Genomic DNA, 14,352 nt, shown 5'->3' with positions numbered 1-14,352 from the left:
AGTGACAAAGTCCATTTATTGGCCTATTGGACTGCACATAGTCTACAATGGCATTGGTCAGATTTTACTATTGCTGTAATTTTAGGTGCTCAGTAATATCGGTCTATCCTTGGGGAAAACTTCCCATTTGAATTTAAAAAGGAGTTGCGATGAAAGTATTTCTTCAAAATAGAGATTTTAGGCAATTAACCATCAACCAGTGGATTTCGACGGTTGGGGATACGATTTTTTATCTTGCTTTTTTGAATTATGTGGCAGATGCTTCGTTTGCCCCCTTGGCAATTTTACTCATCACGATTTCAGAGACTGTTCCTCAAGTTCTACAAATCTTTCTGGGAGTTTTGGCGGATTTTCAACATCATCGTGTTCTAAAGTATACAGTTATTAGTTTTGTCAAATTTGTACTTTATTCTATAGTGGCACTTTCGCTTTCAGGGCAGTCCTTTTCCTTATGGCTCGTGTTCTTTATTTGTTTAATGAACCTCTTGTCGGATGCATTGAGTTACTTTTCAGGAGCCATGCTAACTCCTATTTTTATAAGAATCATTGGGAAAGAACATCTGACAGAAGCCATTGGCTTTAAACAATCAACAGTTAGTTTAGTTCGGACAATCAGTAATATTCTAGGAGGGATTTTACTAGGAATTCTTTCCATTCAGTTCATTTCCTTGCTAAACGCTCTTACGTTTCTGATAGCATTTGTAGGTATTCTCTTCATAAAAAATGATCTTTTGAAAGTTGAAAAAACAATTAGCTATCAAGAAGGTCTTTCTGTAAAATCGTTTTACCAGCATTTGTTCCAATCATCTAAATTGATCTGGAATATGGATAGAGTGATCTTCATTTTATTTATCGTCTCTATCAGCCAAGCTGTGATCAATGTCACTGTTCCTATTTCGACGCTTTTTTTAAGAAACCAACCGTTTTTGAATTTACAAACTGGTCAATCTCTCGCTTTGTTATCAACACTAGAATTGTTAGCACTTATTGTCGGAAGTCTTGTGAGTGGCTATCTGAAAAATACGATTTCTATAAAAACAGCTCTATACGCTTCGGTCGTCATTCAGTTACTCCTTCTAGTAGGATTTGCCACAGCTCATTTTGGCTTAATTCTGCTTTTCAGCTCCTTGGATGCCTTCGTCGCAGGGATACTCTCTCCTCGATTGCAAGAACTCGTATTTAAACAAATACCCGAGGAGTCAATGGGAGCGGTTCAATCCTCTATTGGTGCTATTACGGTTGTTTTACCAAGTCTATTCACAATCTTTTTCGTAACGATTGCTACAAGTTTTGGGACCCTAGCGGTTAGCTTTATTCTGTTACTATTGCTCCTAACCGCATTTGTCATGCTCTTGCATATTCGCGAGAGCATTTAGTGGAGAATTTGTATAATAGGTGTTTGAGACTGGATTGCCAGTCTTTTTATGACGGCCAAAATCAGCAGACTTTTTTCTCTTCTTTGAATATGTTATAATAGTCCGTGCTGTGGCTGTGATGACGAACAGACTCAATTGGAGAGAATATGAGGAGAAGATGAAAGAAAAAGGATTCTGGGAAGGTGCACAGGCAGCCATGCCAACGGCCCTTGGTTATGTCAGTATCGGACTGGCCTGTGGGATTATTGGCGCGCCCTATGTGACACCTGTTGAGATGGGCTTGATGAGCCTCTTTGTTTATGCTGGGAGCGCCCAGTTTGCCATGTTGGCACTGATTGCGGTACAAGCGCCTGTCGCAGCCATTGCTATGACGGTCTTTTTGATCAACTTGCGACTCTTTTTGCTGAGCTTACATGCATCGACCTATTTCCGTCATACTAGTCTCTGGCAAAATATCGGCATGTCCAGTCTCCTGACAGATGAGACCTATGGGGTTTTGATGGGAGAATTAGCCCATACAGACAAGGTCAATCCTATGTGGATGCACGGGAACAATCTCAATAGTTATATAGCCTGGTTTATTGGGACAGTTGCGGGGACAGCTTTAGGTGGGCTTCTTCCAAATCCTGAGGTCTTTGGATTAGACTTTGCCCTTGTTGGGATGTTTATCGGGATTTTTACCTCGCAATTTCAGATTATGCAAAGACGGGTTCCTGTACGGAATCTGCTGCTGATCCTAGCCGTTGTTGCGGTGTCCTTCTTTTTGCTCTTGACAGTGGTATCTCAGTCGCTAGCTGTTCTTTTTGCGACCTTGCTAGGTTGTACCATGGGGGTGGTCTTAGATGGTCAGTAAATATCTTTTGTTAGCCGTTATCTTTTCAGGCCTAGTGACTTGGATTCCCCGCATGATTCCCTTCATCTTGGTTAAGTACAAGGGGTTGCCAGCTATCGTTGAGCGTTTTTTGAAGTTCTTGCCTGTTTCCATTATCTTTGCCTTGATCCTTTCAAGCGTAGTGACTGGCAAGGTTGGCAGCCTTCCTCAGATCAAATGGCTGGACTTTTTAGCAGTCTTTCCAACGGCTTGGGTAGCCTTTCGCTACCGCAATCTAGTGGGTACGGTTCTTTTTGGAGTGGTCTTGGTTGCAGTCTTGCGTTTGGTTTTTTAAATCAGTCATAGAAAAAACTTATCACCGATATAGATATCATATAATGGCGTAAATTTCTTTTTTCTGTTAAGATAATACAGTATTCTATTTTGGAGGAAATGACATGAAAAAAATCGTTAAATATTCATCTCTTGCTGCCCTAGGGCTTGTTGCCACAGGTCTACTAGCAGCGTGCTCAGGTGGAGATAAGAAAGATGCAGCATCAGGTGAAGCAACATCAGGTAAAAAAGAAATCGTCGTAGCAACTAACGGTTCACCAAAGCCATTTATCTATGAAGAAAATGGTGAATTGACTGGTTACGAGATTGAAGTGGTTCGCGCGATCTTTAAAGACTCAGACAAGTATACTGTCAAGTTTGAAAAGACAGAGTGGTCAGGGATTTTCCCAGGACTTGATAGTGACCGTTATCAAATGGCTGTTAACAACCTTAGCTATACCAAAGAACGTGCAGAAAAATACCTTTACGCAGCTCCAACTGCTAAAAACCCTAACGTTCTCGTTGTGAAGAAAGACGACGATAGCATCAAATCGCTCGATGATATCGGTGGAAAATCTACTGAAGTCGTTCAAGGAACAACCTCAGCTAAACAATTGGAAGCATATAACACAGAACATGCAGACAATCCAACGGTTCTTAACTACACCAAGGCAGATTTCCAACAAATCATGTCTCGTTTGAGTGATGGACAATTTGACTACAAGATTTTTGATAAGATTGGTGTTGAGACAGTTATCAAAAACCAAGGTTTGGACAATTTGAAAGTCATCGAACTTCCAAGCGACCAACAACCTTATGTTTACCCACTACTTGCTAAAGGTCAAGATGAGTTGAAATCATTTGTGGACAAACGCATCCAAGAACTTTATAAAGACGGAACACTTGAAAAATTGTCTAAACAGTTCTTCGGGGACACTTACCTACCAGCAGAAGCTGATATTAAATAGTCGTATGAAATCATCCAGTCTGAGAAAGGCGGATGATTTCTCAATTTTTAGGTATATAGTTTCAAACTATATGTCTGCCTATCTAATAACAATTTGCTAAATCAAATAAAGTATGAGATACTAGTACGGTATTATTTTTAAAGGAGATAGAATCATGAAAATCAAAAAATGGCTCGGTGTAGCAGCTCTTGCTACAGTCGCAGGTTTGACTCTAGCAGCTTGCGGAAATTCAGAAAAGAAAGCAGACAACGAAACAGTTGTTAAAATCGCAACAGTTAACCGTAGTGGTTCTGAAGAAGCACGTTGGGACAAGATTCAAGAGTTGGTTGAAAAAGATGGCATTAAATTGGAATTCACAGAGTTCACAGACTACTCACAACCAAACAAGGCAACTGCTGATGGCGAAGTAGACTTGAATGCTTTCCAACACTACAACTTCTTGAACAACTGGAACAAAGAAAACGGGAAAGATCTTGTAGCGATTGCAGATACGTACATCTCACCAATCCGCCTTTACTCAGGTAAAAATGGAGAAGAAAACAAGTACACCAAAGTGGAAGAAATCCCAGATAATGGTGAAATTGCCGTACCAAACGATGCAACAAACGAAAGCCGTGCGCTTTACTTGCTTCAATCAGCTGGTTTGATCAAATTGGATGTTTCTGGAACTGCTCTTGCAACAGTTGCTAACATCACAGAAAATCCAAAGAACTTGAAAATCACTGAATTGGACGCTAGCCAAACAGCTCGTTCATTGTCATCAGTTGACGCTGCCGTTGTAAACAATACCTTCGTTACAGAAGCAAAATTGGACTACAAGAAAGCACTCTTCAAAGAACAAGCTGATGAAAACTCAAAACAATGGTACAACATCATCGTTGCGAAAAAAGATTGGGAATCATCACCTAAAGCTGATGCCATCAAGAAAATTATCGCAGCTTACCACACTGATGAAGTGAAAAAAGTTATCGAAGAAACATCAGACGGTTTGGATCAACCAGTTTGGTAATAAGACATAGGGAGGTGGGAGAGAGTTTCCACCTCTTGCTTTTGTCTAGACTGTTGGTTTTGAAGAAGATGATCATGTAGTCTGTCCATAGACACAAGTCCTTAGAAAGGGAGCGAAAAAATGGTTTTTCCTAGTGAACAAGAACAAATTGAAAAATTTGAAAAGGATCATGTAGCCCAGCATTATTTTGAAGTTTTGCGTACCTTGATTTCCAAGAAATCAGTCTTTGCCCAGCAGGTCGGGCTCAAGGAAGTCGCAAACTATCTGGGTGAGATTTTCAAGCGTGTGGGAGCGGAAGTCGAGATAGATGAGAGCTACACAGCGCCTTTTGTCATGGCACATTTCAAGAGTTCGCGTCCAGATGCTAAGACCTTGATCTTCTATAATCACTATGACACCGTACCAGCGGACGGAGATCAGATTTGGACAGAGGATCCCTTTACACTTTCTGTGCGAAATGGCTTTATGTATGGGCGTGGGGTTGACGACGACAAGGGGCACATCACGGCTCGTTTGAGTGCTCTGAGAAAGTATATGCAGAACCACGATGATCTGCCAGTCAATATCAGCTTTATCATGGAAGGGGCAGAGGAGTCTGCTTCTATGGATTTAGATAAGTATTTAGAGAAACACGCAGACAAACTCCGAGGAGCAGATTTGCTAGTTTGGGAGCAAGGAACCAAAAATGCCTTGGAGCAGTTAGAAATTTCTGGTGGAAACAAGGGAATCGTGACCTTTGATGCCAAGGTGAAAAGTGCGGATGTGGATATCCACTCGAGTTATGGAGGTGTCGTGGAGTCAGCACCATGGTATCTTATCCAGGCCTTAAGTAGCCTACGCGCTGCAGATGGTCGTATCTTGGTTGAAGGCTTGTACGATGATGTCCAAGAGCCGAATGAACGGGAACTAGCCTTGGTGGATACCTATGCACAAGGCAATCCTGGGGAAATCAGTCGCATTTACGGCTTGGAATTGCCTCTCTTACAAGAGGAGCGCGCTGCCTTTCTCAAACGTTTCTTTTTTGAACCTGCACTCAATATAGAGGGAATCCAGTCAGGTTATCAAGGTCAGGGTGTTAAGACTATTTTGCCAGCAGAAGCTAATGCCAAGCTAGAAGTTCGTCTGGTTCCTGGCTTAGAACCACATGATGTTCTGGAAAAAATTCGGAAACAGCTAGACAAAAATGGTTTTGATAAGGTAGAATTATACTATACCTTGGGAGAGATGAGCTATCGAAGCGATATGAGCGCGCCAGCCATTCTCAATGTCATCGAGTTGGCCAAGAAATTCTATCCGCAGGGTGTATCAGTCTTGCCGACAACAGCGGGGACAGGTCCCATGCATACGGTCTTTGATGCCCTAGAGGTGCCAATGGTGGCTTTCGGTCTAGGAAATGCCAATAGCCGAGACCACGGTGGAGATGAAAACGTGCGAATCGCCGATTACTACACCCATATTGAATTAGTAGAGGAGCTGATTAGAAGCTATGAGTAGAGATATTATTAAGTTAGATCAGATCGATGTGACTTTTCACCAGAAGAAGAGAACCATCACAGCGGTCAAGGATGTGACTATTCACATCCAAGAAGGGGATATCTACGGAATCGTTGGATATTCTGGAGCAGGGAAATCAACCCTTGTACGGGTGATTAACCTCTTGCAAAAGCCATCTGCAGGGAAAATTACCATTGATAACGACGTCATTTTTGATGGCAAGGTGACCTTGACGGCAGAGCAGCTGCGTCGTAAACGTCAGGATATCGGGATGATTTTCCAGCATTTCAACCTGATGAGTCAAAAGACAGCAGAGGAAAATGTAGCCTTTGCCCTCAAACACTCTGGACTCAGCAAGGAAGAAAAGAAGGCCAAAGTAGCTAAGTTGTTAGACTTGGTTGGCTTGGCGGATCGTGCTGAAAACTACCCTTCACAACTATCAGGAGGGCAAAAACAGCGTGTAGCTATTGCGCGTGCCTTGGCCAATGATCCAAAAATCTTGATTTCAGATGAGTCAACATCTGCCCTTGACCCTAAGACAACCAAGCAGATTTTGGCCTTGTTGCAAGATTTGAACCAAAAATTAGGCTTGACGGTTGTCTTGATTACGCATGAAATGCAGATTGTCAAAGATATTGCCAACCGTGTGGCGGTTATGCAGGATGGTCATTTGATTGAAGAGGGTAGTGTCCTTGAAATTTTCTCAGACCCTAAACAACCTTTGACTCAAGACTTCATCTCAACTGCCACTGGTATTGACGAAGCCATGGTCAAGATTGAGAAGCAAGAAATTGTGGAGCATTTGTCTGCGAATAGCCTTTTAGTGCAACTCAAGTATGCAGGGGCTTCGACAGACGAACCACTTTTGAATGAATTGTACAAACATTACCAAGTAACAGCTAATATCCTCTATGGGAATATTGAAATCCTCGACGGCACTCCAGTCGGAGAATTGGTTGTAGTGCTGTCTGGTGAAAAAGCAGCGCTAGCAGGCGCTCAAGAAGCTATCCGTCAAGCGGGTGTCCAGTTAAAAGTACTGAAGGGAGGACAGTAAAATGACAGACTTGATTCAAACTTACTTGCCAAATGTCTACAAGATGGGCTGGTCTGGTCAGGCAGGCTGGGGAACAGCTATTTACCTTACTCTTTATATGACAGTTCTTTCCTTCATCATCGGAGGGTTCTTGGGGTTGGTGGCAGGTCTTTTCCTCGTCTTGACAGCGCCAGGCGGTGTCTTGGAAAATAAGGTTATCTTCTGGATTTTAGACAAGATTACCTCTATTTTCCGTGCGGTTCCTTTCATCATCCTCTTGGCAATCATGTCGCCACTTTCTCACTTGATCGTCAAGACTAGTATCGGGCCCAATGCAGCCCTTGTCCCCCTTTCATTTGCAGTCTTTGCCTTCTTTGCCCGTCAGGTGCAGGTTGTCTTGGCTGAACTGGATGGCGGTGTTATTGAGGCGGCTCAAGCAAGCGGGGCAACCTTCTGGGATATCGTGGGTGTTTACCTATCAGAAGGTCTTCCAGATTTGATTCGTGTGACGACTGTGACTTTGATTTCCCTTGTTGGAGAAACAGCTATGGCCGGTGCGGTTGGTGCTGGTGGTATCGGTAATGTGGCCATTGCCTATGGATTTAACCGTTACAATCACGATGTGACCATCTTGGCGACCATCATTATCATCTTGATTATCTTTACAATCCAGTTCTTGGGAGATTTCTTGACCAAGAAATTAAGTCATAAATAAAAAGAGCCAAAGGGCTCTTTTTTAGTGATTAGATTTTGTGTGTAAACTTTTTACTAATGGCTTGTCCAAGCAAAGCACCAATCAAGGCACAAAGGAGAATGCTTGCGACAAAGAGAAAAATTTTGTCTAGCTCTGGAGCGACCATGATACGGTCAATGTATTCCTGAGATTTTCCACGAGCGAGGAGAGCTGCCTCGTAGGATGCTGGATTGATCCACATGAGGAGGATAGGACCACTTGTGCTAAAAGCAAAGACTAGGAAGGAGAAAAGATTTTTAAGCTTATCCTGATAGTGACCGAGGCGAGCGGTAGCATCTGCTGCAAGACCGCAGGCGATAGCTGGTAGAAAGGCTCCAGCGCCGTGTTTACTAGCTAGGAAGAAGAGAGCCATAAAGAGCCCTAGAGTGGAAATGGCACCAAAACGAGGAACTTTTACCAGAAGAAACATGTAGACGCTCCCCCCAACAAGGGCTGAAAAAGCCGGAGCATAGAACATATTGCCCGTTGAGTCAACCAAGTGACCAAGTACTACTCCAATCCCTAGACAGAGGAAATAAAGGACGACAGCTAAGAGGGTGGTTAAGATATTTTTCTTCATGAGTTTCTCCTTGATATAAACTAACAAAATCAATTGTATCACGCTTTTAGAGGATTGTAAATGGACACTCTATATTTTTGAAAACGTTTGAAATATGATATAATAGTTACACAGTTGTTTGAAGGAGGATATCATGGGAAAATTTCTAGAATTCGTCTTTAATCGTTTCTTTTTAGGAATGATTGTAACGGCTTTTTTCTGGTTATTCACACTAGCAGGAGGTGTGGTCTTTGGTTTGGCACCAGCTAGTGCAACCCTAATGAGTTTGTATGCTGAGCACGGTTATACTTATCGGGCTTATAGCTTGAAAGAAGCTTGGGAACTATATAAGAGTAACTTTGTCAAGAGCAACCTCGCTTTCTATAGTTTTGTATTTGTAGATCTAGTATTAGTTTATGGACTGTATCTTTTGGTTCAATTGCCCCATCAGACTATTTTTCATCTCTTGGCAACCTTTCTTAATGTTCTTGTAGTGGCCCTTGTCTTTCTAGCCTATACTGTTTCCTTGAAACTTCAGGTATATTTTGATTTATCCTACCGAAATACCGTGAAATTGTCTCTTATTGGGATTTTCATGAGCTTGCCAGCAATCGCCAAGGTTCTGATTGGCACAGGCTTGCTTGTAGGAGTTGGTTACTATATGCCTGCTCTCCTCTTTTTTGTAGGAATTGGTGTGTGGCATTTCTTTATTAGTGATATGTTGGAACCTATTTATGAAAGTATCCATGAAAAATTGGCGACAAAATAGAATGAAGCAATTTTGGCTTCACTCTCTTTTACGAATTTATAGCCTCGTTATGATCATCATCATTGCTAGTTTTGCGGTGATGATTTCCTATGCTGACTGGGATTCGCGCGAGAAAGAAGCTCAGCGAGTAGCTCAACGCGTGACGACTCGAACAGTAAGTGAGATTGAATATTACCATAGAGAGTCGACTCGGCTTGCCCAGACTTTGGTTGAAAATCAGGCTCGTATCGAAGGGATTTACAAGTACTTTAGTCTCAGTACGCCAGACTATTTTTATTGGCAATTAGAGCGCAAGGCTTCGCCTTATATCTCGGTATCCTTGTATGAAAATATCGACGATCTCTATGTTCGTAATGATTTTGTGACAGGGGTGGCAATTGTCCTCCAAGATTACAAAGAAGTTTTTGTTTCAACCAGAGGGAAACGAAGTGGAGAGAAAATTCCAGCAGAAAATTTCAAACCAGCTCCCAATAGTTTTGCCATTCCTGTATCCGATCCCGTTTCTGATCAGGATTTAGGAGTGATCTACATCTCTTTATCCCCAGATGTCTTGCGTGGAGCTATTGACAATACCCGAGGCAACACCCCAATGGCTGTGACGGTGACTTCGCCTTTTGATACGGAGATGTTTCAGCTTGGGGAGAAGGTGTCAGCAGAGCGGGAGAACTGGCTTGTAGGAGTCACCTCTCATGGCTATCAAGTTCGTGTAGCCGTTCCTAAGGATTTTGTTCTTAAGGGAACGTTGACTAGTTCTGCTGTCATTATTGGACTAAGTATTCTCTTCATCATCATTTTGTATATCACTCTGAGACAGACCTTTTCGAAATATCAAAAGCAGGTGGTGGACTTGGTCGAGTCTATTCAGGTTATTGCCCAAGGAGAAGAGGGACTTCGCATCGATACCTCTGAGAAAGATCAGGAATTGCTTCTTATCTCAGAAACAACCAATGATATGTTAGATCGACTGGAAAAAAATATCCACGATATTTATCAGTTGGAACTTAGCCAAAAAGATGCCAATATGCGAGCCTTGCAAGCTCAGATCAATCCGCATTTTATGTATAATACATTGGAATTTCTTCGCATGTATGCAGTGATGGAAAGCCAAGATGAGCTGGCGGATATTATCTATGAATTCAGTAGCTTGTTGCGTAACAATATCTCCGATGAGCGTGAAACGACCTTGCAACAAGAACTAGAATTTTGTCGTAAATACAGTTATCTCTGTATGGTTCGCTATCCAAAGTCAGTAGCTTATGGCTTTAAGATCGCGCCAGAATTAGAAAATATGAAGATTCCCAAGTTCACGCTCCAACCATTGGTCGAAAACTACTTTGCCCACGGTATTGACCACCGCCGAACAGACAATGTCATCAGCATCAAGGTCTTGAAGGGTGAGGGATTTGTTGAAATCTTAGTGGTAGACAATGGTCGTGGCATGCCTGCTGAAAAATTAGCTGCCTTGCAAGAGAAATTAGCTCAGAGAAGTTTTGAGCACGAAGCAAGCTATAGCGGTGAGCGGCAGTCAATCGGAATAGTGAATGTACACGAACGCTTTGTCCTCTATTTTGGGGATCGCTACCAAATCAGTGTAGAATCAGCTGAGCAAGAAGGCGTTCGTTATCGAATCACTATCCAGGATGAATAGAAAGGGTAGAAATGTATAAAGTTTTATTAGTAGACGACGAGTACATGGTGACAGAGGGGCTTAAGCGCTTGATTCCCTTTGAAAAATGGGATATGAAAGTCGTCGCAACAGCCAATCATGCCGACGATGCTCTGGGCTATGTCAAGCATCATCCGGTTGATGTGATTATTTCGGATGTCAATATGCCGGATAAAACAGGACTAGAGATGATCAAGGAGATGAAGGAGATTCTCCCAGACGCCTATTATATCTTGCTGTCTGGCTATCAGGAGTTTGACTATGTCAAGAAAGCAATGAACCTGAGTGTCGTTGATTATCTGGTGAAGCCAGTGGATAAGGTGGAGTTGAGTCATTTATTAGAAAAAATTGCGAGCCAACTTCAGGAAAAGGTGGAGCAGAGCCAGACTCTCAGCCAAGAATTGGATGAAGAAGGCTTTGTCAACTTTTTAGCAGGTAAAGACAACTGGTGGATAGGTCTTTCTAAGGAAAAACAAGGTTCTTTCACTATACCTTACTATGTTTTAGGTCAAGACTGGCAGATTTTCATCTCTGATCAACCACTAGATGGAATCGTAGTAACGCCTTTTGTAGCGCCCTACCAACAAGCCTTTGAAAAATGGAAGATCAACGCAGAAAAAGCCCTCTTTTACGGTTCTGTCAATCTAGAAAAATCCGAGAGTCTATTTTCTTATTACGAACCGATTTATCGCGTGATTATCCAAGGAAATATCAATCAAATCATCGAAGAATTGACCCTGCTGGAGAAGGTTGTCTTAGAGAACACACCGCGCGTGGCTATCACCAAACAACTCTTCACTCAATTTGTCATGGATGTCTTCCACTTGTTTGAGCATCTAAAAGCGGATGATATGACCGAGATTGTCAAAGCCATCCATGCTATTAACTCCTTTGAAGAATTGGTTGCCTACATCAAAGCAACCTTGACTAAGTTCTTTGGCCAGTATCGTATGAATGAAAATGTGGTCAGTGTTCTGGAGGTTATTGGCCGCGATTATCAAAAAGAGCTCTCACTTAAGGATATTAGCAAGGATCTCTTTATTAACCCAGTCTACCTCGGTCAGCTGATTAAGCGAGAAACCAACTCGACCTTTGCAGAACTGCTCAACAAACAGCGAATTAAGGCAGCGCAACAGCTCTTGCTTTCAACCAATGATAGTATTGAAGATGTTTGCTATGCCGTTGGCTACAGTAATGTCGGCTATTTTTACAAAGTTTTCCGTAAATTGTGCGGAAAATCACCAAAAGCATACCGTAAACAAGTCGAGACAGGCCTGTAAGAATTGTATTTCTGTACGAAAAATGCTATAATGTCCAAAAGGTTTTATAGGAGGATAATATGAAAAAGAAACCAATTTATCTCTGGATTTTGTTAGTTCTATCAGCACTCATTTCTGCTTCGTCATTATTTGGCATCTTGGGCCCAGTCCCTAGCAAAGAAGTTCTTCGTGCGAGTCTATCTAATAGTGGGTCCCTTACTGCTCAGCAAATAGAAGACACGGTTAACTATACCTACCAAGTAACAGCGGCATCGCACTCAATTTTTAATGTAGTTTTGATTGTTTTATCTGCCATTTTAGTTGTGGTAGCCTTTGTGTTCTTAGTTCGTAAAAACGTCCAATTTGCCAACTATGCTTATCTTGGCTATCTTTTGCTAGCGATTGTTGGTTTGGTCTATTCTTTTGTGAACATTCAAGATGCACTTCAATTGATCAAAGATGATACCCTAGGCTTAGGAATAGGAGCATTAGCAAAAGGAACTGTTATTTTGTTCATGATTATCAATATCATCTTTTTAGCCTTAGTCTTTTACAAGATGTGGCGCCAGCAAAAAGATTTGGCTGAGGAAGTCGAAGCAGAGGAAGTTGCGTAAGTGGTAAGAGTTTTTAGAAAATCAAATAATTCAATATTTTTAGGAGAACAGAGAAATCTGTTCTCTTTTTTGTTCGCTTAAAATCTATTTGAAAGGAGTTCAACGATGGTAGGATTGGAGATTGTATTGAATTTAGATACGTTAGAAATCTTTGACGTTATCGATCATGATAAGAATGGAAACAGCGAACAAGCGTCTACACCCATCCAGTTAAGTTTATTTGACTCAATGACGTGCATTTGACAAAAGGAGATATATTAGGATGGACAGAGAAGCGCTATACAATGAATTAATTCAAAGCGAACCACTAGGTTTCATTGATCCGTTTTCTGACCTTGGTGAATTCGATTCTCTTCAGCTGAAATTTAAACAACCAGTAAAGGACTTAGTGAATCGATATTCAGGACAACCATATAGCTTAGCCTGGCAAAATAAAATTATGGAGATGAGAAAGTTGTTTATTGCTTATCAGATAGCATTAAATGAAGAAGATAAGCAAATAAACTTTCAGCGAAGAACAAGAAGCGAAGAGTCCAAGGAACATGCTGATGCTATTGTAACAACCTATTTGAGGCTGGGATTTAGTTTTAAAGAGATTGAGAAGCGTGTTTCTTTATCTTACAAGCAACTTCGTCGAGGATGGAGAAGAAGTGATCACATAATGACAAATAGTCCTGTATTTTATAGCAAAGGGGACTTATCTGAAGGTTACTGTTTACCGAGTAAAAAGCTACCTAAAAGTTTGAGAATCAATGAGGAGTAATTATCATGAAAGAAGCAGTATTAAAGGAGCGTGTTTGTACTTGGGAACGTCTTCTAGATGAACTATTACAAAACGAAACAAAGGTGGAGAGGGATGAAATTGATTTAATTCCAATTAAAACATCTTGTAGAAAAGAGTATTTCTGGATAGCAGAAGTGAGTGTTGAGAATCAGCACAATACAAGTACTACTGAATATGGGTATTGTCCATTTTGTGGATTAAAAAAACAAGAGATTCTTATAGTTGATTTGTAGAAATTAAAAAACATGAAAAAGATTGATTTATTAAAATGCTTATCCATCATTACAAAAGACGGATTAAGAACACAAAAATTTAAGAATAGCCATCTACAGCTCATCTCTTCAGCTGAAGAAGGAAGACGAGGATCTGTATTTGCTTATCGTTCAAAAGCAAATATGGTGAAGGCACGTGGTGTTGTTTTAACATCTGTCGAATCATTGCTGGAGAACCAGGATCAGTTTACACACTGGACTCCCAACGTATATTGCTATGGAAGCTATAGTGATGCTGGTCGACGGATTACACGTGGCCACTCTGAAGATAATCTTAGGCAGATTAACACATTCTACATTGACTTTGATATTACCTCTGCAGCTGAAGAAATGACTACAGGAGATATTTTAACTGCTTCTCTGGATCTAGGTTTTATGCCGACGTTGATTCTAAAATCTGATAAGGGATTTCAAGCCTATTTTGTCCTATCAGAATCAGCTTATGTTACAGCTCATTCCCAATTTCGAGTGGTAAAGGTGGCTAAAGCCATCTCTCAAAATTTGAGAAATTACTTTGCTCAAACTTTACCAGTAGATTTGACTTGTAACCATTTTGGGATTGCTCGTATTCCTCGAACCGATAATGTCGAATTCTTTGAACCTGACTATACCTATTCGTTCCAGGAGTGGTTAGATTGGTCGATGAAGCAATCAGAACTTCCTTTCCCAAGT

Annotated in this window: 15 protein-coding genes and 2 pseudogenes; 16 read left to right on the top strand and 1 reads right to left on the bottom strand. The window is 41.3% G+C overall.

Annotation, left to right across the window (positions count from 1 at the left end):
- The 9 genes and pseudogenes from ADI74_RS10700 to ADI74_RS02625 all read left to right on the top strand — a co-directional run.
- A pseudogene (locus tag ADI74_RS10700) lies at positions 1-79 on the top strand (CPBP family intramembrane glutamate endopeptidase); the annotation flags it as partial.
- Between the two features lie 70 nt (positions 80-149).
- Entirely contained in the window at positions 150-1,376 is a 1,227-nt protein-coding gene (locus ADI74_RS02660; protein ID WP_049536863.1) for an MFS transporter, read from the top strand.
- A gap of 157 nt (positions 1,377-1,533) precedes the next feature.
- Positions 1,534-2,229: an AzlC family ABC transporter permease gene (locus tag ADI74_RS02655; protein ID WP_080980337.1), complete on the top strand. Its 696-nt coding sequence runs from the start codon at positions 1,534-1,536 to the stop codon at positions 2,227-2,229.
- Positions 2,219-2,542 carry an AzlD domain-containing protein gene (locus tag ADI74_RS02650; RefSeq protein ID WP_033605725.1) on the top strand — a complete coding sequence of 108 codons (324 nt, stop codon included), beginning with the start codon at positions 2,219-2,221 and terminating at the stop codon, positions 2,540-2,542. The genes ADI74_RS02655 and ADI74_RS02650 overlap by 11 nt, the downstream gene beginning before the upstream one ends.
- Before the next feature lie 103 nt (positions 2,543-2,645).
- A complete protein-coding gene (locus ADI74_RS02645; RefSeq protein WP_049536862.1) occupies positions 2,646-3,488 on the top strand; it encodes an amino acid ABC transporter substrate-binding protein in 843 nt (280 codons plus the stop codon).
- Between the two features lie 154 nt (positions 3,489-3,642).
- Positions 3,643-4,497, top strand: coding sequence for a MetQ/NlpA family ABC transporter substrate-binding protein (locus ADI74_RS02640; RefSeq protein WP_000694533.1), 855 nt, complete (start codon positions 3,643-3,645; stop codon positions 4,495-4,497).
- 120 nt (positions 4,498-4,617) lie between these two features.
- Positions 4,618-5,991 (top strand): M20 family metallopeptidase, encoded by a 1,374-nt coding sequence (locus tag ADI74_RS02635; RefSeq protein WP_049536861.1) that lies wholly within the window; start codon positions 4,618-4,620, stop codon positions 5,989-5,991.
- The gene (locus ADI74_RS02630; protein WP_049536859.1) at positions 5,984-7,045 is read left to right on the top strand and encodes a methionine ABC transporter ATP-binding protein; all 1,062 of its coding nucleotides are present in this window, start codon (positions 5,984-5,986) and stop codon (positions 7,043-7,045) included. Before ADI74_RS02635 ends, ADI74_RS02630 begins: the two co-directional genes overlap by 8 nt.
- A gap of 1 nt (position 7,046) precedes the next feature.
- The gene (locus tag ADI74_RS02625) at positions 7,047-7,739 is read left to right on the top strand and encodes a methionine ABC transporter permease (protein WP_049536857.1); all 693 of its coding nucleotides are present in this window, start codon (positions 7,047-7,049) and stop codon (positions 7,737-7,739) included.
- Between the two features lie 28 nt (positions 7,740-7,767).
- Here ADI74_RS02625 and ADI74_RS02620 read toward each other — a convergent pair whose 3' ends face one another.
- Complete coding sequence (locus ADI74_RS02620) at positions 7,768-8,337, bottom strand: MptD family putative ECF transporter S component (RefSeq protein ID WP_049536856.1); 570 nt, start codon at positions 8,335-8,337, stop codon at positions 7,768-7,770.
- A 133-nt stretch (positions 8,338-8,470) separates the two neighbouring features.
- Here ADI74_RS02620 and ADI74_RS02615 point away from each other — a divergent pair, with 133 nt between their 5' ends.
- The 7 genes and pseudogenes from ADI74_RS02615 to ADI74_RS02585 all read left to right on the top strand — a co-directional run.
- The gene (locus ADI74_RS02615; protein WP_049536854.1) at positions 8,471-9,085 is read left to right on the top strand and encodes a YesL family protein; all 615 of its coding nucleotides are present in this window, start codon (positions 8,471-8,473) and stop codon (positions 9,083-9,085) included.
- Positions 9,063-10,733, top strand: coding sequence for a sensor histidine kinase (locus ADI74_RS02610; protein WP_080980338.1), 1,671 nt, complete (start codon positions 9,063-9,065; stop codon positions 10,731-10,733). The genes ADI74_RS02615 and ADI74_RS02610 overlap by 23 nt, the downstream gene beginning before the upstream one ends.
- Before the next feature lie 11 nt (positions 10,734-10,744).
- Positions 10,745-12,031 carry a response regulator transcription factor gene (locus tag ADI74_RS02605; RefSeq protein WP_049536853.1) on the top strand — a complete coding sequence of 429 codons (1,287 nt, stop codon included), beginning with the start codon at positions 10,745-10,747 and terminating at the stop codon, positions 12,029-12,031.
- A gap of 59 nt (positions 12,032-12,090) precedes the next feature.
- Complete coding sequence (locus ADI74_RS02600) at positions 12,091-12,624, top strand: ABC transporter permease (RefSeq protein ID WP_049536852.1); 534 nt, start codon at positions 12,091-12,093, stop codon at positions 12,622-12,624.
- Positions 12,625-12,886: 262 nt separating this feature from the next.
- A complete protein-coding gene (locus tag ADI74_RS02595) occupies positions 12,887-13,387 on the top strand; it encodes a hypothetical protein (RefSeq protein ID WP_049536851.1) in 501 nt (166 codons plus the stop codon).
- 5 nt (positions 13,388-13,392) lie between these two features.
- Complete coding sequence (locus ADI74_RS02590; RefSeq protein ID WP_049536849.1) at positions 13,393-13,641, top strand: hypothetical protein; 249 nt, start codon at positions 13,393-13,395, stop codon at positions 13,639-13,641.
- A 12-nt stretch (positions 13,642-13,653) separates the two neighbouring features.
- Positions 13,654-14,352: pseudogene (locus ADI74_RS02585) on the top strand (replication protein RepR); the annotation flags it as partial.

The sequence above is a fragment of the Streptococcus pseudopneumoniae genome (assembly GCF_001074565.1).
Classification (GTDB): Bacteria; Bacillota; Bacilli; order Lactobacillales; family Streptococcaceae; genus Streptococcus; species Streptococcus pseudopneumoniae_J.
Note: the sequence above shows the minus strand (reverse complement) of the source record. Positions and strands in the feature narration are given on the sequence as shown.

What these genes read in the sequence shown, in the direction of transcription:
- ADI74_RS02660 (WP_049536863.1), top strand. Translation starts at nt 150, where the DNA reads ATGAAAGTATTTCTTCAAAATAGAGATTTTAGGCAATTAACCATCAAC.
- ADI74_RS02655 (WP_080980337.1), top strand. Translation starts at nt 1,534, where the DNA reads ATGAAAGAAAAAGGATTCTGGGAAGGTGCACAGGCAGCCATGCCAACG.
- ADI74_RS02650 (WP_033605725.1), top strand. Translation starts at nt 2,219, where the DNA reads ATGGTCAGTAAATATCTTTTGTTAGCCGTTATCTTTTCAGGCCTAGTG.
- ADI74_RS02645 (WP_049536862.1), top strand. Translation starts at nt 2,646, where the DNA reads ATGAAAAAAATCGTTAAATATTCATCTCTTGCTGCCCTAGGGCTTGTT.
- ADI74_RS02640 (WP_000694533.1), top strand. Translation starts at nt 3,643, where the DNA reads ATGAAAATCAAAAAATGGCTCGGTGTAGCAGCTCTTGCTACAGTCGCA.
- ADI74_RS02635 (WP_049536861.1), top strand. Translation starts at nt 4,618, where the DNA reads ATGGTTTTTCCTAGTGAACAAGAACAAATTGAAAAATTTGAAAAGGAT.
- ADI74_RS02630 (WP_049536859.1), top strand. Translation starts at nt 5,984, where the DNA reads ATGAGTAGAGATATTATTAAGTTAGATCAGATCGATGTGACTTTTCAC.
- ADI74_RS02625 (WP_049536857.1), top strand. Translation starts at nt 7,047, where the DNA reads ATGACAGACTTGATTCAAACTTACTTGCCAAATGTCTACAAGATGGGC.
- ADI74_RS02620 (WP_049536856.1), bottom strand. Translation starts at nt 8,337, where the DNA reads ATGAAGAAAAATATCTTAACCACCCTCTTAGCTGTCGTCCTTTATTTC.
- ADI74_RS02615 (WP_049536854.1), top strand. Translation starts at nt 8,471, where the DNA reads ATGGGAAAATTTCTAGAATTCGTCTTTAATCGTTTCTTTTTAGGAATG.
- ADI74_RS02610 (WP_080980338.1), top strand. Translation starts at nt 9,063, where the DNA reads ATGAAAAATTGGCGACAAAATAGAATGAAGCAATTTTGGCTTCACTCT.
- ADI74_RS02605 (WP_049536853.1), top strand. Translation starts at nt 10,745, where the DNA reads ATGTATAAAGTTTTATTAGTAGACGACGAGTACATGGTGACAGAGGGG.
- ADI74_RS02600 (WP_049536852.1), top strand. Translation starts at nt 12,091, where the DNA reads ATGAAAAAGAAACCAATTTATCTCTGGATTTTGTTAGTTCTATCAGCA.
- ADI74_RS02595 (WP_049536851.1), top strand. Translation starts at nt 12,887, where the DNA reads ATGGACAGAGAAGCGCTATACAATGAATTAATTCAAAGCGAACCACTA.
- ADI74_RS02590 (WP_049536849.1), top strand. Translation starts at nt 13,393, where the DNA reads ATGAAAGAAGCAGTATTAAAGGAGCGTGTTTGTACTTGGGAACGTCTT.